Origin of the sequence: Sporosarcina sp. P3 (genome assembly GCF_002743415.1) — a bacterium.
GTDB lineage: Bacteria > Bacillota > Bacilli > Bacillales_A > Planococcaceae > Sporosarcina > Sporosarcina ureae_A.
On record NZ_PDZE01000007.1, the window covers coordinates 119,270 to 140,132 of the forward strand.

20 protein-coding genes are annotated in these 20,863 nt (G+C 41.7%); 9 read left to right on the forward strand and 11 right to left on the reverse strand.

Features of this window, described 5'->3' with window-relative positions:
- Positions 1-21: 21 nt before the first annotated feature.
- Positions 22-495, reverse strand: coding sequence for a YflT domain-containing protein (locus tag CSV61_RS10575; RefSeq protein ID WP_099639197.1), 474 nt, complete (start codon positions 493-495; stop codon positions 22-24).
- A 156-nt stretch (positions 496-651) separates the two neighbouring features.
- On the opposite strand from CSV61_RS10575, the gene CSV61_RS10580 reads away from it, so the two are divergent.
- From CSV61_RS10580 to CSV61_RS10590, 3 genes are all read left to right on the forward strand, one after another.
- The gene (locus CSV61_RS10580) at positions 652-951 is read left to right on the forward strand and encodes a DUF3243 domain-containing protein (RefSeq protein ID WP_099639246.1); all 300 of its coding nucleotides are present in this window, start codon (positions 652-654) and stop codon (positions 949-951) included.
- Between the two features lie 16 nt (positions 952-967).
- A complete protein-coding gene (locus CSV61_RS10585) occupies positions 968-1,207 on the forward strand; it encodes a hypothetical protein (protein WP_083034630.1) in 240 nt (79 codons plus the stop codon).
- A gap of 155 nt (positions 1,208-1,362) precedes the next feature.
- Positions 1,363-2,274, forward strand: coding sequence for an EamA family transporter (locus CSV61_RS10590; RefSeq protein WP_369824356.1), 912 nt, complete (start codon positions 1,363-1,365; stop codon positions 2,272-2,274).
- A gap of 75 nt (positions 2,275-2,349) precedes the next feature.
- Here CSV61_RS10590 and CSV61_RS10595 read toward each other — a convergent pair whose 3' ends face one another.
- From CSV61_RS10595 to CSV61_RS10605, 3 genes are all read right to left on the reverse strand, one after another.
- Entirely contained in the window at positions 2,350-2,979 is a 630-nt protein-coding gene (locus CSV61_RS10595) for an alpha/beta hydrolase (protein ID WP_099639199.1), read from the reverse strand.
- A 158-nt stretch (positions 2,980-3,137) separates the two neighbouring features.
- Positions 3,138-3,815: an ABC transporter ATP-binding protein gene (locus CSV61_RS10600; RefSeq protein ID WP_099639200.1), complete on the reverse strand. Its 678-nt coding sequence runs from the start codon at positions 3,813-3,815 to the stop codon at positions 3,138-3,140.
- Between the two features lies 1 nt (position 3,816).
- A complete protein-coding gene (locus CSV61_RS10605; protein WP_099639201.1) occupies positions 3,817-4,848 on the reverse strand; it encodes an ABC transporter permease in 1,032 nt (343 codons plus the stop codon).
- A gap of 169 nt (positions 4,849-5,017) precedes the next feature.
- Here CSV61_RS10605 and CSV61_RS10610 point away from each other — a divergent pair, with 169 nt between their 5' ends.
- A complete protein-coding gene (locus CSV61_RS10610) occupies positions 5,018-5,968 on the forward strand; it encodes an ABC transporter ATP-binding protein (protein ID WP_099639202.1) in 951 nt (316 codons plus the stop codon).
- A complete protein-coding gene (opuFB, locus tag CSV61_RS10615) occupies positions 5,961-7,478 on the forward strand; it encodes an osmoprotectant update ABC transporter permease/substrate-binding subunit OpuFB (protein WP_099639203.1) in 1,518 nt (505 codons plus the stop codon). The genes CSV61_RS10610 and opuFB overlap by 8 nt, the downstream gene beginning before the upstream one ends.
- Before the next feature lie 258 nt (positions 7,479-7,736).
- Here opuFB and CSV61_RS10620 read toward each other — a convergent pair whose 3' ends face one another.
- Complete coding sequence (locus CSV61_RS10620) at positions 7,737-8,978, reverse strand: acyl-CoA dehydrogenase family protein (RefSeq protein ID WP_369824358.1); 1,242 nt, start codon at positions 8,976-8,978, stop codon at positions 7,737-7,739.
- 405 nt (positions 8,979-9,383) lie between these two features.
- On the opposite strand from CSV61_RS10620, the gene CSV61_RS10625 reads away from it, so the two are divergent.
- On the forward strand, positions 9,384-9,986 hold the full coding sequence (locus tag CSV61_RS10625) for a hypothetical protein (RefSeq protein WP_099639204.1): 603 nt from the start codon (positions 9,384-9,386) through the stop codon (positions 9,984-9,986).
- Positions 9,987-10,037: 51 nt separating this feature from the next.
- On the opposite strand, the gene CSV61_RS10630 is transcribed toward CSV61_RS10625, so the two are convergent.
- Positions 10,038-10,475 carry a GatB/YqeY domain-containing protein gene (locus CSV61_RS10630; protein ID WP_099639205.1) on the reverse strand — a complete coding sequence of 146 codons (438 nt, stop codon included), beginning with the start codon at positions 10,473-10,475 and terminating at the stop codon, positions 10,038-10,040.
- A gap of 296 nt (positions 10,476-10,771) precedes the next feature.
- On the opposite strand from CSV61_RS10630, the gene CSV61_RS10635 reads away from it, so the two are divergent.
- Positions 10,772-12,964 (forward strand): DNA topoisomerase III, encoded by a 2,193-nt coding sequence (locus CSV61_RS10635; protein ID WP_099639206.1) that lies wholly within the window; start codon positions 10,772-10,774, stop codon positions 12,962-12,964.
- Positions 12,965-13,083: 119 nt separating this feature from the next.
- On the opposite strand, the gene proS is transcribed toward CSV61_RS10635, so the two are convergent.
- The 4 genes from proS to CSV61_RS10655 all read right to left on the reverse strand — a co-directional run bounded on the left by proS (position 13,084) and on the right by CSV61_RS10655 (position 18,213).
- On the reverse strand, positions 13,084-14,520 hold the full coding sequence (gene proS / locus CSV61_RS10640) for a proline--tRNA ligase (RefSeq protein ID WP_099639207.1): 1,437 nt from the start codon (positions 14,518-14,520) through the stop codon (positions 13,084-13,086).
- A 159-nt stretch (positions 14,521-14,679) separates the two neighbouring features.
- Complete coding sequence (locus CSV61_RS10645; RefSeq protein ID WP_099639208.1) at positions 14,680-15,969, reverse strand: cation:dicarboxylate symporter family transporter; 1,290 nt, start codon at positions 15,967-15,969, stop codon at positions 14,680-14,682.
- 97 nt (positions 15,970-16,066) lie between these two features.
- Positions 16,067-16,942 carry a response regulator gene (locus CSV61_RS10650; protein ID WP_099639209.1) on the reverse strand — a complete coding sequence of 292 codons (876 nt, stop codon included), beginning with the start codon at positions 16,940-16,942 and terminating at the stop codon, positions 16,067-16,069.
- A complete protein-coding gene (locus tag CSV61_RS10655; protein ID WP_099639210.1) occupies positions 16,939-18,213 on the reverse strand; it encodes a sensor histidine kinase in 1,275 nt (424 codons plus the stop codon). The genes CSV61_RS10650 and CSV61_RS10655 overlap by 4 nt, the downstream gene beginning before the upstream one ends.
- Before the next feature lie 140 nt (positions 18,214-18,353).
- On the opposite strand from CSV61_RS10655, the gene CSV61_RS10660 reads away from it, so the two are divergent.
- On the forward strand, positions 18,354-19,004 hold the full coding sequence (locus CSV61_RS10660) for an SDR family oxidoreductase (protein ID WP_099639211.1): 651 nt from the start codon (positions 18,354-18,356) through the stop codon (positions 19,002-19,004).
- A gap of 275 nt (positions 19,005-19,279) precedes the next feature.
- Here the strand turns inward: CSV61_RS10660 and CSV61_RS10665 are convergent, their stop codons facing one another.
- Positions 19,280-20,179 (reverse strand): DMT family transporter, encoded by a 900-nt coding sequence (locus tag CSV61_RS10665; protein WP_099639212.1) that lies wholly within the window; start codon positions 20,177-20,179, stop codon positions 19,280-19,282.
- A 134-nt stretch (positions 20,180-20,313) separates the two neighbouring features.
- On the opposite strand from CSV61_RS10665, the gene CSV61_RS10670 reads away from it, so the two are divergent.
- Complete coding sequence (locus CSV61_RS10670) at positions 20,314-20,748, forward strand: hypothetical protein (RefSeq protein ID WP_083034604.1); 435 nt, start codon at positions 20,314-20,316, stop codon at positions 20,746-20,748.
- The last annotated feature ends 115 nt before the right edge of the window (positions 20,749-20,863 follow it).

Below are 20,863 nucleotides of genomic sequence, written 5' to 3' on the forward strand. Positions count from 1 at the left end.
ACGATGGGAGATCCTCCTTTTTCACAATTGATCTGTACCTATTCGCGGACTATTGGGAATAGGGTTAGCTACTTCTTCATTCGAACTCCCACTCAGGTTTTCACCACTGTCTGTTTGTTGTTGGGCACTATCATGCGGATCCACAGATTGCGCTCGTTCTTCATCTGTTAATTGATCAACAAACAAAGCGACTCCCCCTTCTTTTAAATCATTGTAGAAGGTTTTGGCTTCTTGTTTCGTAAAACCCATTTTAATGAAAATCGTCAACATTTCATCTTTACTGTTGAACAGACGACGTGTGTGATCCCAAAGAGACCCTTCTTGAATGCCGATTACCTCAATGTCGGAATCGCTTTCCAAAACTTTTAAATCATCCCGCACATTAGAGACTGCAGACATATGACGTTTTTTAAAACCCTTAGCTTCAAGTTCAGTTATTTTATAAAGGACATTGTCCACTGAATGAAACGTGCCCTCATATTGTTTATCAGCCATTATTGCACCTCCCTTTCACTATGCTATACTTCTACCCACTGAAGATCATTTTCACACATGATTAAAACACTTTGCACATTTCTTCCGCTGCATAGTTCTACACTTATTGCACAAGCTAGTTGTATCACAATGAAAAGGAGTGGTTAATCGGTGGATATGAAAAATAAGTTGGAGTCTGAGGTTTCAAATATGGGCAGTGAAAAGAAAGATCAGATCTTGCAGAACTTCAATCATTTTAAAGGCTATCTAGCCGATAAAGTGGAAAAAGGTGAAAATCTGGGATTGAGTGATGAACAGTTAGCGAAAACAACTACATTCATCGCTGATTATTTGTCACGTCATGAAGAACCTCGAAACCGTGAGCAATATTTATTACAGGAATTATGGGATTCAGGTTCTAAAGAAGAACAACACTCTTTGGCACATATGCTTTTGAAAATGGTTCGTCAAGCATAATAGGAGGCGATAAGGCGTGGCTCCAACAGAAAACCCTAGCCCGAGATATCATCCAAATACGTACCGTTTGATCCAGACACACCCTGAGAACTTACAGAGTAACACAGTTAGTTTATTCGATTTGCATGAAGATATGCAAACAGTCGACTCCATTTCTTTACCCGACCAGCGCAAAGATCTTATGAAAGAAAAAATCAACCACTCCCCTCGTTTCAGTGGCGGTAGCTCGTCGAATGACTATGGCGCACCGCGCTGATTTACCGATAAAAGCTGTACAGTGAAAATTTCACTGTACGGCTTTTCCCCGTGTATCCGCAGTAGCTGTCGATATTTCCCGGGAAATGCAGAAACTATTATGCAGTCCGAAATATTATTTCCATGATATACTATGATCCGATGGAAATGGAGGTTATGCGGATGAAACTGTGGATGTATCCGCTGCTCGTTGTGTTAGGAGCTGCATGTTACGGAATTTTATCAACGATTATTAAATTGGCTATTCAAGATGGCTTCACCGCTTCGGAAGCAGTGACGAGCCAATATTATACCGGATTTCTATTAGCACTTATTATTTTTATCCTAATTAAACGTGGCATACCGACACTCCGCGGAAGCTTCCCCGTCTTAATCGCAGGATTATTCACAGCGATTACTGGAACAGTGTATGGAAAAGCCATTGAATATATGCCCGCTTCATTGGCAGTCGTATTACTTTTTCAATTTACATGGATTGGCATGCTTTATGAATGTATAGGGGCGAAGCGTTTGCCTAAACAATCTGAAGTGGTGTCGCTTGTATTTCTGTTTGGCGGAACGATTTTAGCTGCCGGATTGATCGACGTAGATGTGAGCAGGATTCCATGGCAAGGTTGGGCGTGGGGACTTGCTGCAGCGTTTAGTTTCGCGGCGTTTGTTACAGCGAATCAGAAGCCAGTGCCTGGTATGGATGTAGTGACGCGATTGTTCTTAATGTCATTTTACGCCGCAATTGTTATTACATTTTTCCAGTCTCCTGAAATTTTATGGAACGGGATGTTAGGTGATGGGTTGTGGATGTATGGTGCCATTTTAGGCGTGTTCGGCATCGTTCTGCCCATTTTCTTGTTTTCAATCGGAGTGCCGAAAGTCGGCGCGGGCATGTCTTCTATTTTAAGTGCTGTTGAGTTACCTGTCGCGATTATCGCTTCGATGCTGTTGCTTGGCGAAAGGTTAACAATATTGCAGTTTCTTGGTATTTTCCTAGTGTTATTCGGCATGACTTGGCCCGCCATGTTGCAACGTTTTGCGGTGAAGAGGAAGTTACGGTTACGACGGGTAGAGTAAGCGGAAAAATGAATACACCAAACGAGACTTCACTCATCAAGTGAAGTCTCGTTTGGTGTATATTTCGGCAAACCATTATAGCGAACGAATAAACTTCACCAAGTCTTGTTGATTCTCCGGCGTTACTCCATGCCCATCAGTATATGTCTTGAACGTGACATTTGCACCGAGCGATTCGAAATACTCTTTGCTCTCCACTCCTGATTGGGATGGTATTACATAATCATAGTCTCCATGGGAAATGAATACGTGTTGATTTTCCACGGACTGGATGGCGTATTCACTCTTGACGAAATCAGGTACGTACCCGCTAAGCGCCACCACTCCATGAAGGGAAGGGATCAATGTTACACCTAGAGCTTGTGCAAGTACGGCTCCCTGGCTAAACCCTACGACTGTTAAACGTTCAGGATCTAGATTGTACTCCTGAATAGCTTCGCGAATGAATGATTGGATGTAAACAAGCACTTTATCAAATACTTCACGAACCGGTTTCCCTTCCTCTTCAATCGTGAAAAATGCATAGCCTGGCTCGTGAACGACAGGACCTCGCAAGCTGAAAATATGATGAGTTTCTTTAAATTCTTGAACTAGTTGTGGAAGGTCTCCTTCATGACTCCCCATTCCATGAAGTAAAAATAGTGCAGGTTGTTTTTCTTCTGTATTCGCTGGCTTTGTATGCGTAAATGTAAATGGTGATTTCATAGTCATTCTCCCCTTTTCGCTTCTTTATGCCACTAGTTTACCACAGAAAAAAGCGCCTGCCACTTTATGCGACAGACGTGCGGGACAACTTATTTCTTTTCGGGCTTCGCTAATACTTCGCCCCAGTTGATTGTGCTATTTTCAGGTCAAACAACTACTTACTCCACTATATACCCATCACGCATTGTAATGATCCGATCCACATACGGTAGCATCTCTTCGTCATGCGTCACCATCAATGTCGTCAAATGTAATGTACGTGTGAGCTCCTGCAATAATTCCATCACACCTTTTGAGCGTTTTGTATCAAGACTTGCAGTTGGTTCATCCGCAAACAAGATTTTCGGACGATGGATAATTGCGCGGGCAATCGCCACGCGTTGACGCTCTCCTCCTGATAAAGAAGAAGGATACGCCTCTTTGCGGTGCTCCATTTCAACTAGCTTCAGCATCTCATCTATTGCGTTAGCCTGTTCCTTTTTACTCACTTTCGTTTCTGACACGTCAAGCATCAACTGTAGCTGCTCCCCCACCGTCAAAAAAGGGACTAAGTGAGAAGACTGAAAAACAAATCCGAAGTCAGTCGCTCGAATATGGCGAACTTCTTCCTGACTCATCTTCGTCATGTCTTTCCCTTTAAACATAATTTCACCAGTTGATGCTTGTTGTAATCCTGCCGCGATGGTTAGAATCGTCGATTTACCAGATCCTGAAGGTCCAATTAATGCTGTAATTTCTCCTTCTTTTAAGGATAAATTTACACCTTTTAATATCTCTTCTTCAATTTCTCCATTAGAAAATGTTTTTTTCACTTCATCAATAATAAAGGTAGACATATTACATCTCTCCTTGTTGAATCGCTTGAAGCGGTTCAATATTTTTCACTTGGAATCCTGAAATGGTAGCACCGATAAAACCAACCACCATAAACACCGCTGATAGCATCAATACGGTATCCATTGTTAAGTGGAACGGCATGCCGTCAGGTGCAACCAAGCTAAATGCTTGGCTGAGTGCAATGGACAGCGCGAGTGAAATAGCGGTGATGATTAACATCTGATACCAAATCATCTTGAATAATGAAATCGTCTTCATACCAATCGCTTTCAATATGCCGTACAGCCCTATTTTCTGGACATTCATCATATAGAAGAAAATAGCAAACAACATGCCGCTAATAATGACTAAAAACCAGACGATCATATTCAATGACATTTGCTCTGCACTATAACTCGGAATGGCATGTAAGAATTCTTTATTTGAAAAAGAATCTAACGCACTAAGTGTCGGTGCATCTTTACCTGGGATGAAAATCGTCTGCATCTCCATCACCCGATAGATTTCTTGATAGTTCGTCATGTCAATGAAAGCAACGGGTGCGTGACTATATTTTTGTTGGTCAACAAATCCTTTCACGATGAATTCTCCACTAAATTGATTATTCGTTAAGACATCACCCACTTGGATCCCATCTTCTTGCAAAGAACGATCAAGAATAATCTCACCTTCTTTGACGTTTACGAATAGCTCTGAATGGGTAGAAGTAACGAATGCCAGACTGTGCTGTTGATCTTCCGCGTCATTGACAAATCCCATCTGAACAGAAAATGCAGTGGCCTTAGGATTGTCTATGAGAATTTGTTGTTGAACCCCCTCATCTATTTTCGAAAGATTATACGTCTTGTCTGCATCTTTATTTAAATAAAATTGCCCTTGTGGTAAATCTTTAATAAGCGCTGCATTATCCTGTGATAATCCATTTGCTAGCCCCGAAATAATGAATGTCAAAAAGCTGACGAGGAATATAATAGACCCGAGAATCAAGAATCTAGTTTTGTTTTTCTTCATTTCTTTCCATGCGATTTTCATTTCGATTGCCTCCGTATGTGTTCTTTATACCCCTATCGTATCTTGCGAAGATGAACGGAGAATGAACAGCGTATTACATCGCACTTCTTTTTATCACATTTAAAAAGTATATGACTTCCTATTTTTCTATTACTATGTGAAAATTATAATTATGAGGGAGGGATTTTTTATGATTCGTTTCGACGAAGTATCAAAGAGTTATGATATGTCTCGCTTAGCCGTGGATTCAGTAAGTTTAGAAATTAAGCGAGGGGAGTTTCTCGTGGTAGTCGGACCGAGTGGTTGTGGGAAGACGACAACGCTTAAGATGATTAACCGACTGATCCCACTGACCAAAGGGACGATTTGGCTTGATCGTAAGCGGATCAGTGATTATCCGATCCATGAGCTTCGTTGGCAAATCGGTTATGTATTGCAGCAAATCGCACTGTTTCCACATATGACGATTGAGGAAAATATTGCAGTTGTCCCCGAACTGGTCGGTTGGAAAAAGAAAGACATCCGCGCACGCGTGACGGAATTACTTGAAATGGTCGGATTGGATCCCGAAGTATACCGCAAGCGTAAACCACATGAATTATCAGGTGGCCAGCAACAAAGAATCGGTGTCGTGCGCGCACTTGCTGCAGACCCAGACATTCTATTAATGGATGAGCCATTCAGTGCACTAGACCCAATCAGCCGCTCAAAATTACAAGATGATTTGTTAGATTTACAAAATCGGATCCAAAAAACGATTGTATTTGTCACACATGATTTACAGGAAGCATTTAAGTTAGGCGATCGTGTCTGTATTATGAATCAGGGTAAGATTGAGCAAATTGCAACACCACAAGAGATCCTCACGAAACCTGCTTCACCGTTCGTGCGCGAGTTTACCGCATCAGCTGTAGCACGCACATTTTCTATTGCGGATCATATAGAAGAAATTCCGACAGATCTGTCACTAGCTTTTGCCATCCCTATTGATACCGAATGGGAGTCGCTCTTGCAATTCTTAGCTTCTGAAGATCAAGTAGCGATTAAACAAGATGAACAAATCGTTGGAATGGTTACCCGAAAAGGTATTCTACAATTTCTAGCAGAGCAGTCGCTGAAAGGAGGAACGTCTAATGAATAACTTTTTAAATGTTTTCCAAAACAGACGTGGTCAATTACTGGAAGCACTGATCGAACATATACAGATTTCATTAATTTCCTTATTAATTGCAGTGCTAATCGCGGTTCCACTAGGTATCTATTTGACAAATCGGCGAAAAATAGCGGAATCTGTCATTGGAGTCAGTGCCGTACTGCAGACGGTTCCTTCTCTCGCACTACTCGGCCTATTAATTCCCTTATTCGGTATTGGAAAAATACCCGCTATTATTGCGCTAGTAGTCTATGCATTGTTACCCATTTTACGCAATACATACACAGGCATTAAAGAAGTTGATCCTTCCCTGCGAGAAGCAGCCACTGCAATGGGAATGAATACACGAAAGCGGCTGATGAAAGTTGAATTACCACTTGCCATGCCGATTATTATGGCAGGCATTCGCACATCGATGGTACTGATCGTCGGCACTGCAACATTAGCTGCTTTGATTGGCGCGGGTGGTCTAGGTGATTTGATTTTACTTGGGATTGATCGTAATAATCCATCATTAATCGTACTAGGTGCTATACCTGCAGCGTTACTTGCATTATTCTTCGATTATTTATTAAAAATTTTCGAAGGTCTTTCATTCAAAAAAGCGGTTACCGCATTTACCCTATTCATGTTTGCGGCTGTCTTAATGATTGCTGCACCATTCATAGGAGGTAACTCCAAAAATGAAATAGTCATCGGAGCCAAGCTTGGAGCAGAACCTGAGATCCTCATCAATATGTATAAATCATTAATCGAAGACCAAACCGACCTTTCCGTCGAATTAAAACCTGGACTCGGTAAAACGTCATTCGTCTTCAACGCACTGAAATCAGGAAGTATCGATTTGTATCCCGAGTTTACAGGCACCGCTATATCCGAGTTCTTAAAGGAAGAAGCTGTTAGTAACGACCGCGACGAAGTGTATGAGCAAGCGCGAAAAGGACTAGACGAACAATTTGACATGGCGTTTCTAAAACCGATGTCCTTCAACAATACGTATACACTCGCCGTCTCCAAAGCATTCCAAAAAGAGTACGGACTGAAAACGATATCTGATCTGGCCGCGGTCGAGAAAGCTGTGAAGGCAGGTTTCACTCTCGAATTTAATGACCGTGAAGATGGATACCTAGGTATTCAGAAACTTTACGGGATTACGTTCCCTTCTATCCAAACGATGGAACCGAAGCTACGCTACCAGGCAATCGAAGCTGGTGAAATCAACTTAATGGATGCTTATTCGACAGATAGCGAGCTACGCGAATATGAATTGACAGTTCTCGAAGACGACAAAGAACTGTTCCCTCCATATCAAGGTGCACCATTGCTTCGTAAGGAAACGCTGGAGAAGTATCCAGAGCTTGAGGAAGCATTAAATAGCCTTGCTGGAATCGTGACAGATGATGAGATGCGTGAAATGAATTATCAAGTGAACGCAGAAGGTGCCAAAGCGAAAGATGTTGCAGAGGCATTTTTGAAAGAACAAGGTTTATTGGAGTAGTAGTGCGGATGACGTGACTGACTACTGCATGCATTGAGCGGTTAGACGGCTAGTATGATCGCTTATCGAGCGAAGTAGAGCGGTTGTGTGCGCTGATAGAGCGCTCAGACACGATCTTAGAGCGATTGAACGGACAAGATGATCGCTTTATACGAATTAATGAGCGAAACTGTACAACGCTCTCCCACTCACTAGGATATATCCATATAAAAAACAGTCACCGGTAGATACACTCTACAGGTGACTGTTTTGATTTAATTAATCCATCCAAGGAACTTCAATCATTGTACGGCCGATCCACTCGCGCAAGACTTCATTTGTTGGTCCCATAATAGCACCAGCACGCCCGTCGCGCACAAACTTTTCTACCTGACCTGTCATATAACCACGGCCACCAGATACTTGCAACGCCGAGTTGGTAACATCAATTACCATATCTGCCGCATGTGTCTTTAGCTGCCATAATGGATACAAACACTCCGACAATTCTTTGCCTTCTTTAGTGCAACGATCCATCGCTTCCGCTGTGCGATATAACATACTGCGTGCGCTATCTACTTTGATCTGTGCCTTCGCTAACTCATGACGAATGACTTGGTAGTCCGTTACAGATGATCCTGTATCTGCGTGTACTCTGCGTTTAGCGCCATTTGTCGCCATATTCAGAGCACCTTGGGCAATACCGACCCAGCAAGCTGCTGAACCTAGTAAAAATAGAGGATCGATCGTGTTGTCGTTGAAATAGCCCATGCCACCTTCGCCACCGATACGATTTTCAAGAGCTACTTGCACATTTTTAAAGTTCATTGGACCACTTGCGTTTCCACGTAGTCCCATTGCATCGAACGGGAATGCTTCAACACCTGGCTGATCATTTTCGACCAATAAGAACATCAAGTTATCAGGGTCATCTGTTTCAGGTGACGTTGTGGCGACTAAATAAAAGTCTGCCTCTCCACCGCTTGTAACGAATGACTTTTCCGCGTCCAATAAATACCCATTTGCATTTCGGATCGCTTTACTACCGATATTCCAGAAGTGACCTCCCGTTGCTCGTTCACTAAATGCTAGACCACCAATTTGTCCGTCACGCAAGCGTGGCAGTAAACGTTGACGCTGTTCTTCTGTCCCCGCTTCATAGATCGTATGCGCTGTTGTCATATGCATAACCCAGCACATCGTCGTAGACGGGCAATAATGTGCAAAGCTTTCGGAAAGTACTGCAAATGCTGTGAATCCGTCTTTCAGACCACCCGCTTCAACCGGGATGGTTACAGCCGAATAACCAGACTTCGCAACTTCACGTAAACTTTCACGCGGATAACTTCTCTGTTGATCAGAAATAAGTGCACGCGGCAGCAGTTCTTTCTCGCCTAACGCATGTGCAGCTTTTTGTAATTCTTCATGCCCTTCTGGACAAGTCCACCATTCGGGAATTTGCATAATTCCTTCTTGTTGTTTTTGTTTTTCCATAATAGCACTTTTTACCAAAATTACCACTCCATTTTATCATTTACCTACCTTTTCATTAGCTAGCAAGCAGGCTGTTCTCTATTAACTTTATCACGTTTTATTAAATAGTAAAGATTAAATCATAAAGTAAATGTTATTTATCATTTTTATTTATAATAAAATTCCTAGTAAATTCATTTAAATCACTATGAAAAGTCATAACTTTTTCTTAAAAATCACATACATGAAACAGCAAAATTCCTTTGATACGTAAGATTCGGCAATAACTTTTATTCTTTTGCATCAGCTTGACTAATTACTACTTTTTTGTCTAAACATTATTTATTCAATACAAATATGAACATTTCTATTAAAACTTATAAAAATACTGAATTATGTCAGACAGTAACGTAAAATGCTATAATAAAATATATGGAGAAGGAGGCGTATGCGATGAAAAAATGGATGAGTATTACGATTTTAAGCTGCCTATTATTTCTCACTGCATGTGCAGCAACCGATACAAATAAATTGACGATGCCTGAACTTACAGATCGTGAAAATCAAATACTTGAAACAGCTGCCAATACTGCATTGGTCTTTGATTATACTGCTGATCAAAACTATAAAAAGGTAACGCTTTGGGTAGAAAAGTATGAAGATGGCAAGAAAGTTGCAGAACCAATCAGCGAACTATCTACTCCAATGCCTGGAGAATCAACGAAAGGGAGCATCGTTTTCTCAGTTACACAAACGCTCGAAGAACAACTATTATTCTCCGCAAGCGTAAGTGACGCTAAGGGTGCAGCAAGTGTTAGTAACCAAGAAGAACTGAAAACTTTGAAAGACATGGCAACTTTATTTAACGCCAATCCTCAAGAAGGTTTACTTCTTTCGGACAACATGTTATTGGCAGGTATTATCTACACTTCTACAACAGAAGGTTCACCGACAAGTGCATTATCTTCCGATTTCTATGAACAAAAAGAAGGTTATTTAGACGAATTAAAAGAATACGACGTGGTCTATGTATTACGGGCTTCATTTGAAAAATAAAAGAACTAGATGGCAAGTACACTACTTGTCGTCCAGTTCTTTATTCGTAGATCAATTCTGCAAATACTCTTTAACTGCCTGCGAAACCGTCTTTCCTTCCGCACGACCAGCAACTTCCTTCATTACAACGCCTATGGTCTGACCCATTGAGGCGTCTTTTGAAATACCTAATGAAGCAATTAGCTCTTTTACTTCTTCCACATTCATCTGTTTCGGCAAATAGGACTCGACAATCGCTATTTTTGCTTTTTCCGCTTCCACGATATCTTCGCGATTGGCTTTTTGACCTTCTTCGAGCGATTGTTTTGTTTGCTTAAGTTCACGCTGAACGATTTTGATTTCTTCTTCTTTCGTCAGTTCACGCTTTAATTCAAGTGATTCATTCTGTAGACCTGCACGCAATAAATTGATGACACCTTTTTTCATTGTGTCTTTTTCTTTCATCGCTGTCTTTATATCGGCCATTAAACGATCTTTTAATTCTGACATGGAAATCCCTCGTTTCTATAGTGTTATATACAGTATACAAAAAGATTATGTGTTCAGTCTTGTATTTTCACTCCATCCTGCATATCGAGCCCTATTCTGTATTCATTTTCACTTTCCACTTTACAACTCCTATATGTCTAGTGATGATCTCACAAAACGTATACGTCTCCCTTAATTGACGAAACTTCCGGACTAGTTTACACTTTTTAGTAAGTAACTCCTTCATATAGCATAAGGCCAAAAACCTTATCTGTTGGAGGAGTTTTTCGACATGTATATAAAAAGGAGTTCATTATATGAAAAAAAGTGTAGTACTGGCGGAGAAACCTTCTGTAGCGCGGGATATTGCCCGTGTGCTGAATTGCAATAAAAAAGGTAACGGCTATTTAGAAGGCGATAAATATATCGTGACGTGGGCACTCGGACACTTAGTAACGCTCGCTGACCCTGAAAATTACGATACGAAATTCAAGACGTGGAAATTGGATGATCTGCCGATGATGCCCGAGGATTTGAAACTAACGGTCATCAAACAAACGAACAGACAATACAATGCCGTAAAAGCGCAACTTCTTCGTACAGACGTTTCAGATATCATTATCAGTACTGACGCGGGACGTGAAGGCGAGTTAGTTGCTCGTTGGATCATTGAAAAAGCAAAGGTGAAGAAGCCGATCAAGCGTCTGTGGATTTCATCCGTAACGGACAAAGCAATTAAAGATGGTTTCGCCCAGTTAAAGCCAGGTAAAGCGTATGAAAATTTATTCGAGGCAGCCGTCGCACGTTCTGAAGCCGATTGGTATATCGGTCTTAATGCTACGCGTGCCCTGACAACCAAATTTAACGCACAACTTAACTGCGGACGCGTGCAGACGCCTGTCGTCGCAATCATTGCACAACGCGAAGAAGAAATTAACACCTTCCGTCCCAAAACATTTTATGGCGTCGAAGCACAGTCTGACACTAAACTGAAACTGACTTGGCAAGATGCCAAAACCGGCGACACACGTTCATTTGATCGAGACAAACTATCCGCAATCGTCAAAAAAGTCGATGGAAAACCGGCGATCATTGAAAGTGTCGAGAAGAAAGCGAAAAAAACTTTCTCACCAGGCCTTTACGATTTGACTGAATTACAACGCGATGCCAATAAAATGTTTGGCTACTCAGCAAAAGATACACTCAACATTATGCAAAAGTTATATGAACAGCATAAAATACTCACCTATCCACGTACCGACTCTCGTTTCCTTTCAAATGATCTCGTTGCCACACTCCCCGAGCGCTTGAAAACAGTCGGCATAGGCGAATATCGCTCTCTTGCGAATAAAATATTGAAGAAACCAATTAAAACGAGTAAATCTTTCGTTGACGACAGCAAAGTATCCGATCATCACGCAATCATTCCGACAGAAGAAATCGTATTTCTTGATAAACTGTCCGATCGCGAGCGGAAAATTTATGATCTAGTCGTCAAGCGATTCTTAGCTGTTTTGTTCCCAGCACATGAATACGAACAATTAACAGTTCATGCAAAAATAGCAGATGAAAGATTCACAGCACGTGGTAAAACCATTTTGACTGCTGGTTGGAAAGAAGTATATAACAACCAATTTGACGAAGAAGAAGCGGAACAAGACACAAAAGAACAATTATTACCTAAGCTCGTAGCAGGTGATCGGCTCGACATCAAACTCATCAAAGAAACATCTGGGCAAACAAAGCCCCCAGCTCGTTTCAACGAAGCGACACTACTATCCGCCATGGAAAACCCAACGAGGTATATGGGTTTACAGGATAAGAAACTCGCAGACACTTTGAAGTCCACAGGCGGACTCGGGACCGTCGCAACACGCGCTGATATTATCGACAAACTCTTCAACTCCTTCTTGATCGAAAAACGTGGCAAAGACATCCACGTCACGAACAAAGGAAAACAGTTGCTCGAATTAGTACCAGACGAATTGAAATCCCCTTTGCTAACAGCTGAGTGGGAACTGAAATTAGAGAAAATCGCCAAAGGACAGTTAAAAAAAGAAGCGTTTATTAATGAAATGAAGCGCTATACGAAAGAAATTGTGTCAGAGATTAAAGCGAGTGATGCAAAGTTTAAGCATGATAATATTTCAACAAAAACATGTCCAGACTGCGGGAAGCCGATGCTTGAAGTAAACGGCAAACATGGCAAGATGCTCGTTTGTCAGGATCGCGAATGTGGTCACCGTAAAAACGTCTCCCGCGTCACAAATGCACGTTGTCCGCAGTGTAAGAAGAAGATGGAGCTGCGCGGTGAAGGTGAAGGACAAATCTTTACGTGTAAGTGTGGCTATCGCGAAAAGCTCTCTACATTTAAGGCACGTCGCGAGAAAAATTCAAAAGGTAAGGTCAACAAGCGTGATGTACAGAAATATTTGAAAAAGAATAATGACGATGAGCCTATTAACAATCCATTTGCGGATGCGTTGAAAGGTTTGAAATTGGACGACTGATTAATAAACTGGAGCCTCAATCTCCAATACAACACCACTTCATGCTCTACAGTATTTGAACCTACAATCACTAAAAAAGCTGTTCCACGAAAAATTCGTGGAACAGCTTTTGTTTTTTATTAGTACGCTCTCGCAAACCAAACTGTATGCTTCGACTTATTACCACAATTAATACAAGTCGATTTCTCCGTCGGTGGGTTGAATGGAATATTTCGTGTCGTAAACTTCGTTTCGTCTTTGACATGTTCTTCACATGCGTCATCGCCACACCAGCCCGCAAGGATCCAACCTGGAGTTACTTCGTTAGTCGCACTATCTTCAATATGCTTCTTCAACTCGTCTAACGTATCGATATTCGTATGGGAATTTTCGTCACGGAACGTGCGAGCATTTTCAAGCAAACGCTTTTGCATCGTCTGTAGTTCTTGTTCAATGCTAGCAACGGCTTCATTCAACTCGACTGCTACTTTCTCACCGCCGTCACGCGCTTTCATCAATGCTTGATTGTTGTCAAGATCACGTGGTCCAAGTTCTAGACGTACCGGAACACCTTTTAATTCATACTCGTTAAACTTGAATCCTGGAGACTGATCCGAATCATCTAAACGGACACGAATGCCTTTAGATTTCAATTCAGCGTAGATTTCATCCAACTTTTCCATAATGGCCGGGTTCTTCTTCCAAGGGCCTACTGGGATTAGCACGACTTGTGTCGGTGCAACACGCGGTGGCAATACAAGACCTTGCTCGTCGCCATGCACCATAATGACGGAACCGATTAAGCGTGTAGACGTTCCCCAAGATGTTGTATGCACGAACTGGTGCTTATTTTCCTTAGTTAAATATTTAATATCGAATGCTTCCGCAAACTTTGTCCCAAGATAATGTGAAGTTCCAGCTTGTACCGCTTTACCGTCTTTCATCATTGCCTCAATCGAGAATGTATCCACCGCACCCGCAAAGCGCTCAGAAGGTGTTTTCTGACCGTCGTATACAGGAATTGCAAGTAAGTCTTCTACAACTTCTTTGTAGATATCTAACATCTGCATCGTTTCATGGCGCGCTTCTTCTTCGTCTACATGTGCAGTATGTCCTTCTTGCCATAAGAATTCAGATGTCCGAATGAATGGTAGCGTCTTTTTCTCCCAGCGGAATACGTTTGCCCACTGGTTGATCAGTACCGGAAGATCGCGATAGCTCTTGATCCAGTCAGCATACAGATGTCCTATCATCGTTTCAGACGTCGGACGTAGCGCCAAACGCTCTTCCAATTTCTCACCTGCTGCCTCCGTTACCCATGGCAATTCTGGAGAAAATCCTTCGATATGATCTTTTTCTTTTTCGAAAAACGACTCTGGAATTAGCATTGGGAAATAGGCGTTACGGTGACCCGTCTCTTTAAATCGACGATTCATTTCATCCTGAATATGCTCCCAGATTTCGTAGCCGTCTGGTTTAAACGCGATACATCCACGCACTGGTGTATAATCCATCAAATCTGCTTTCTGAATTGTATCGATATACCACTTTGTAAAATCATTTTGCTGATTGCTCATTACTTCATTTCCTCCTTAGTAAAAACCGCACTCTTGTTATTCCATACTGCTAATCATATAACAAATCAAGCATTCCTACAATTGAATGTCGTCACTATGCCTGTCTATCTCCATAAACTCCATAAAAAAACTGTCCTCCATTAAGAGGACAGCGTTCGATTAAACTAATTTCTCTTCTGCAAAGACATATTGCGGTTCGCTTTCAGTCTTCACTGTTTCCTCACCGAAGCGACCTTCCCACTTCGACATAACTACCGTTGCAAGTGCGTTTCCGACTACGTTCACTACCGTACGGGCCATATCCAGCAAACGGTCGATACCGGCGATGAACGCCAAGCCTTCAAGCGGAATACCTACTGTTCCTAGTGTCGCAAGTAATACGACGAATGAAACGCCAGGTACGCCTGCAATTCCCTTGGACGTAATCATCAGCACTAACACCAATGTGATTTGTTCCGTAATACTCAACTGAATTCCATACATTTGCGCAATGAACATGGCTGCCAATGCTTGGTACAGCGTAGATCCATCTAAGTTAAATGAATAACCAGTCGGTACCACGAAAGATACGATGTCTTTTGGACTTCCGAACTTCTCCATTTTCTCCATCACTTTCGGTAATACTGTTTCCGAACTGGACGTAGAAAACGCTAAAATTAATTCGTCTTTCAAGATCTTCATGAAGTGGAAGATGTTCACACCGACCATCTTCGCGATTCCACCTAACACGACGATGATGAAGAAGATCATCGTTGCATATACAAGAACCATTAATTTACCCATCGGAATGAGTGATTCCAAACCAAATTTAGACACGGTTACACCAATTAACGCAAATACACCAAACGGTGCGAACTTCATAATCATATTCGTGACCCAGAACATCGCATCTGCGACTCCTTGGAAAACTTCCAGAACCGGTTTGCCGCGCTCTCCGATTGCGGCTACACCTAATCCAAATAGTACAGAGAAGAAAATGATGGGCAACATATCGCCATTCGCCATCGAGTCTACAATATTACTTGGCACGATGCCGACTAACACATCCATGAAGCCGCCATTCTGCACTTCTTCTGTCGTTTCTACATATTGCGAAATGTCGCCTTTTTCTAGAGAAGACATATCAATGCCTTCACCCGGCTTGAAGATATTAGCAGACATAAGTCCCACAATAATCGCAATCGTTGTCACAATTTCAAAATATAAAAGCGTTTTACCGCCAAGCTTTCCTAATTTCTTTATATCACCTGTACCTGCTACTCCGATTACGAGCGTCGAAATAATAATAGGCACTACAATCATTTTAATCATATTGATGAACATCGTGCCGATTGGCTGTAAGTATCTCTCTACATTAGGATTACCATAGAAGATTGCACCGACTGCAATACCTAAAACCAATCCAATCAATATTTGGTAAGCCAAAGACAATTTAAATATCTTTTTCATCGATAATCCCCCTTAGACGTTCTCTGAAAACGCTTTCTTTCAGTAACTTAATCATATCTTACAGGGGGCCTACAAAATTCTACAGCATCCTACAAAACTATTTTCGTTCTTCTACTGTCTCCATATACAACACATGTAGAAACTTCTTACTGTTCACTTTGATAGGCTTACTATCGAAATGTTCTTCCTGAATCTGTTTCATTCTCATACTAATTTCTTGGAAATCAAAGAAGCGCGGTGCATAGTATTCAAATTCATCGATGGTATAATCCACTGCGCCAAGTGATGCCAAGTGTTCCATTGCCGTTAGAATCGATCGACGGATTCTTTGCTCCATCGCCTTGCTTTCTTTTGAAATATTTCGTTCTTGTACACCTAGTTTCGTTAGCGCGGCTTCATACAAACCCTTTAAAGGCGGTAGTTGAACGGCTCGTTGCTCAATCAAGACTTCCATGATCGCTACGATGTCGCGACTTGCACTATCACTAAATATCCCCATATCATGTAGCTTCTTCAGAACAATATCCTTCACCGATTGGTGTACTTTAGGCTGTTCAACAGAACCGAATTGTGCCAGTGATTCTCGAATCGTCAATAACGAGCTTTTTAGACGTAACTGTTCCGCTGTACGACGTACTATGCTCTGTACCTCTATTTGATTGATCGGCTTATGTATGAAAAACTCGACACCGACTTGATAGGCTTCACCGACCATTTCTTTATTAACTACTTGACTCAGCATAATGAATTGTCCGCTAAAGCCCTGTGTTTTCAGTTGCTGAATCGTTTCGATTCCATCAAGGTCAGGCATCAATAAATCGATTAACACGACGTCTGGTACCAAGGATAAAATTTGAGGAATAGCTTTCACTCCACTATCCGCCTCACCAATCACATTCCCTTCTTGCTCAGCTAGTATATTTTTCAGCATCACGCGACTTGCTTTGTCATCATCTACGATAAAATATCTCATCCTTCTATCTCCTTCATGATGGACTCCATAGGGATTTCCACTAGTACTTTCAGTCCTTGATTCAGACGCTCTACAACAATTGTACCTTGCATTGCATCGATAATTGCGCTTACATGTGACAACCCAATACCCGTTGCCGCTGTTCCTTGATCCGTAAATTTCGTCGTGTATCCTGGTTCAAATATTATATCTTCATGTTCAACAGGTATTCCTTTTCCTGAATCACGTACACTAAAACGCATCCATTCTTCATCATGCTCAACCGTAATGAGTACATGACCTTTTTCTTCAAGGGCTTCTACTGCGTTCGCTGTCAAATTGTTCAACACTGCAAGTAAAGGTACATGCTGGCCTGTTTGGAAGTCCTCATCAATGACTGTTTCCACTGTACATTCTTTACCAATCATTTCACTGTACTTTTCATTCGCAGTGACGACCATGCCAAGTAAATCAGATAGATAAAATGCCTCTACCTGTTGCCGTGTTGTCCACTTTGACAGCCCCGCTAAAATTCGCTCGGAATCTTTTTTCACTTCGTGGATTTCCTGTGCGATGTGCAACGCCTGGGTGCTCAGTTCCCGTTGATTCTCTTTTTTGAGCTTGCGGTACAAGTCATGACTTGACGCAGTAATTTGTTCTATGTGGTTCATGGATTTTTGCAAATACAGTGCTTCCGCATATAACTCTGAACCTACCTCTAGCATTTCCTCTACACGCTGCTTCTCTTTTGATAATGCCACCGAACTATACAATCCAACCGTGAAGAAACTGCGTAATAATGCGACCCCGACTAGGATCCCCCACTCTTTACCATTAAGCAGAGAACCATGTTGCCACCAATTACGCAGTGCATGCTCAGACGTGTTGCTCATTACTTCAAATAAGAAAGCCAATGCTCCCAGTCGAAGCGGTAAAGACTTATACTTTTCAAGACCTACAAAATGCCAGCCAACCGCCACGATAAAGTAAAATAAAAAGACCGGTACATGCATCTGTAAACTCTCAAGCAAAGCAGCGCCAAGCCACAGCTCTTTCAGCACACGAAATGCTACCACAGTAATTGCTGTTACAAATCCTGTGCGTAAAATGGAGACCGGTGGATAAATAAGAATCAGTAAAAAGAACAATATACCGCCCAACGCAAAACGAAACATTTCTCCGTCAAACGGCATCACTTTCAATTCACCGGTAAGAGCTGTCAAGATTGCAATAAATGCAATTCTTGCCGCCTCCGATTGATACAAATGGCGCCATATTAGTTTTACATTCATAATTCCGCTCCTAATAAAATTAGTAATCGTACACGTATTATAGCAACCTGAAAACTAATGTACAGTTTTGGAATTGAATAGACCGGGTACAGTAAGAAGGTGTATTTATTATATTTATATATCGAAAGGATGAAAATAAAATGAAAGTTTTAGTTGTAGGTGCAAACGGTCAAGTCGGTAAACAGCTAGTATCATTGATTCAAGATAGCGACACACTTGAAGCGAAAGCAATGATCCGTAAGCAAGAACAAGCGGAACATTTCAAGAAGATTGGTGCTGAAACTGTACTTGTAGATCTTGAAGGCGAAGTGGACGATATCGTCAAAGCAGCAAACGGTGTGGATGCTATCGTCTTCACAGCCGGCTCTGGCCCCAAAACAGGTCCAGATAAAACTATGCTCATTGACCTCGACGGTGCGATCAAAACTATACAAGCAGCGGAGAAAGCTGACGTTAAACGCTTCATCATGATTAGCTCGTACGACACGACACGCAAAGCAATCCAGGAAGCGTCGGAATCATTTGCACCGTACGTTGTAGCAAAACACTACGCAGACGAGTGGTTACGCTCGACCGATCTAGACTATACGATGATTCACCCAGGCGCTTTAACAAACGACAAAGGAACAGGCAAAGTAGAAGCTGCAACTACTGTCGAACCAAAGGAAGTTCCACGGAATGATATCGCAGAAGTCATTTTTGCTTGTTTGGAAAACGATTCAACGATCGGTAAAGAGTTCCAAGTAATTGGAGGCTCTACACCGATTAAAGAAGCAGTTGAAAAGCTATAATTACCGCGAATTCAAGTCACTAAAAAAAGCGATCAGAAGTCTAACTCTTCTGATCGCTTTTTCAGACAATAAACTGCAAAACCGCGCACTATCCTATATTTACACACCCCTTTATACATTCTCTTAGGTACAGTCGTATGTACGGTCATGAAACGCCCTCTTTGAAAGTATTAGAATTTAGGACATGGTAGTCTATAGTGAAATCCGAATGATGCGCCTACTTAGAGTTTGCCCGTTCAGAATACCTTCATTTTTAAGTAATGAATCCATCACTCCTAATTACTTGTATCCGTCAGTGTAACAGGAACTTTTTTGCGATAGTTAACAAAGCAAATACTGACCACGACTAACAACAAACCCACCCACAACGTATGCGTCATCGGCTCGCCAACAAATACAGTACTAATAAACACGGAAATTACAGGGACTAAAAAGGTAAAGACAGCTACCTTACTTGCCTCTCCTGCACGAATGAGCGAGTAATAGATGATATAGGCAACCGGAATGCCCATCGTTGCACCAAATCCCAGTCCGAATACATACATTGGATGCCATTCTATCGCAGACCAGTTCTCTGTAATGGCACTGAGTATCAGCAGCACCACACCGCCTATAGTAAATTGCATCGCTACCATCCAATACGCATCTATTTCCTCACTTACTTTCTTCACATAGGCAACACCAATTGCCCAAAAGAAAGCCGTCATCACACCCAATATCACACCGAGTATGGAAACCTGGGTAGTAAAGTGTTCAACGCTCACTACAATAATTCCAATGAATCCAATCAACAGACCGATTACTTTAATCGCAGTCATATTTTCACCTAACCACATCCAAGCAAATAATCCGAGAAGGACCGGCTGGAAATATACAAGTACGGAGAATAGCCCACCTGGCAAGTAGTGTAGTCCAATCGTATGCAATCCGAAAAATAGGACGGTGTTGAACAAAGCTGAAATACAATACTTCCGCCAATGCTGACGCCATTGCAATCTGTCATACAGTTTTATAATCAGCAATACAATCAAACAACCGCCCAGCAACGCACGCATTCCCGAGAATAATAGTGGCGGTGCATACACGATCGATAGTTTGTAAATCGGCCAACTAATACCCCAAGTCATGACTAAAATTGCCAACGCGACGGTAGATTTCGTAAATAGCTTGTTCACTCCTCCATCCTTTCTAATTGGGTTGATCCTTTACATCTAGTCTATTCCCACAATCTTTTTTATGCCTCTAATCCAAGACAAAGGTTTTCTTTTTTGCAAAAGTTCCTTATGATTACTATTGGAGGCGATCTTACATGAAAAAATTATTCGCAATAATGATAACTGCTGCTCTATTAGCAGCTTGTAACAATGACGAACCGAAAGAATCGATTGAATCAACGGAGCCAGTAGAAGAGACAGCACCAGTAGAACAAGCAGGTAACGAAGTAGAAGAGGGTTTAAAAGCAGATACAGTAGAACATGAGTATGCTGCATTTGCTGATGATCAAGTACCCGTCAATTCCAAAGTGAAGTTTCTAGGGACCGTGACAGCTGTTAACGAAGGAACGCTAACTGTGCAAAGCAAAACAGATGAGTCTTCAAGTGAAATTGTGTACGTGAAAGACATCCGACTCGGGGAGCGTAGCGATATTTTGGAAGACTTTGATGTGTCCGTATACGGTACGTATGAAGGGAAAGATGATGAAGACGTGCCTGTTATAAAAGGGATTTTTATTGACATGGACTGAAAACTGAAGGGATCAACTATCACTAGTTGATTTATATGTTTTGATAGAACGACCAACAGGTATAGTGCATTTACAGTAGATACTTCATGGAAAGCATAGAAGCGGCATACTATAG

Coding starts and splice junctions, on each gene's coding strand:
- CSV61_RS10590 (WP_369824356.1), top strand. CDS start 1,363: ATGCGGATGAAACTGTGGATGTATCCGCTGCTCGTTGTGTTAGGAGCT.
- CSV61_RS10635 (WP_099639206.1), top strand. CDS start 10,772: ATGAAAAAAAGTGTAGTACTGGCGGAGAAACCTTCTGTAGCGCGGGAT.
- CSV61_RS10595 (WP_099639199.1), bottom strand. CDS start 2,979: ATGAAATCACCATTTACATTTACGCATACAAAGCCAGCGAATACAGAA.
- CSV61_RS10625 (WP_099639204.1), top strand. CDS start 9,384: ATGAAAAAATGGATGAGTATTACGATTTTAAGCTGCCTATTATTTCTC.
- CSV61_RS10660 (WP_099639211.1), top strand. CDS start 18,354: ATGAAAGTTTTAGTTGTAGGTGCAAACGGTCAAGTCGGTAAACAGCTA.
- CSV61_RS10575 (WP_099639197.1), bottom strand. CDS start 495: ATGGCTGATAAACAATATGAGGGCACGTTTCATTCAGTGGACAATGTC.
- CSV61_RS10630 (WP_099639205.1), bottom strand. CDS start 10,475: ATGTCAGAATTAAAAGATCGTTTAATGGCCGATATAAAGACAGCGATG.
- CSV61_RS10655 (WP_099639210.1), bottom strand. CDS start 18,213: ATGAATGTAAAACTAATATGGCGCCATTTGTATCAATCGGAGGCGGCA.
- CSV61_RS10580 (WP_099639246.1), top strand. CDS start 652: ATGAAAAATAAGTTGGAGTCTGAGGTTTCAAATATGGGCAGTGAAAAG.
- CSV61_RS10610 (WP_099639202.1), top strand. CDS start 5,018: ATGATTCGTTTCGACGAAGTATCAAAGAGTTATGATATGTCTCGCTTA.
- CSV61_RS10605 (WP_099639201.1), bottom strand. CDS start 4,848: ATGAAAATCGCATGGAAAGAAATGAAGAAAAACAAAACTAGATTCTTG.
- CSV61_RS10600 (WP_099639200.1), bottom strand. CDS start 3,815: ATGTCTACCTTTATTATTGATGAAGTGAAAAAAACATTTTCTAATGGA.
- opuFB (WP_099639203.1), top strand. CDS start 5,961: ATGAATAACTTTTTAAATGTTTTCCAAAACAGACGTGGTCAATTACTG.
- proS (WP_099639207.1), bottom strand. CDS start 14,520: ATGAGCAATCAGCAAAATGATTTTACAAAGTGGTATATCGATACAATT.
- CSV61_RS10650 (WP_099639209.1), bottom strand. CDS start 16,942: ATGAGATATTTTATCGTAGATGATGACAAAGCAAGTCGCGTGATGCTG.
- CSV61_RS10670 (WP_083034604.1), top strand. CDS start 20,314: ATGAAAAAATTATTCGCAATAATGATAACTGCTGCTCTATTAGCAGCT.
- CSV61_RS10645 (WP_099639208.1), bottom strand. CDS start 15,969: ATGAAAAAGATATTTAAATTGTCTTTGGCTTACCAAATATTGATTGGA.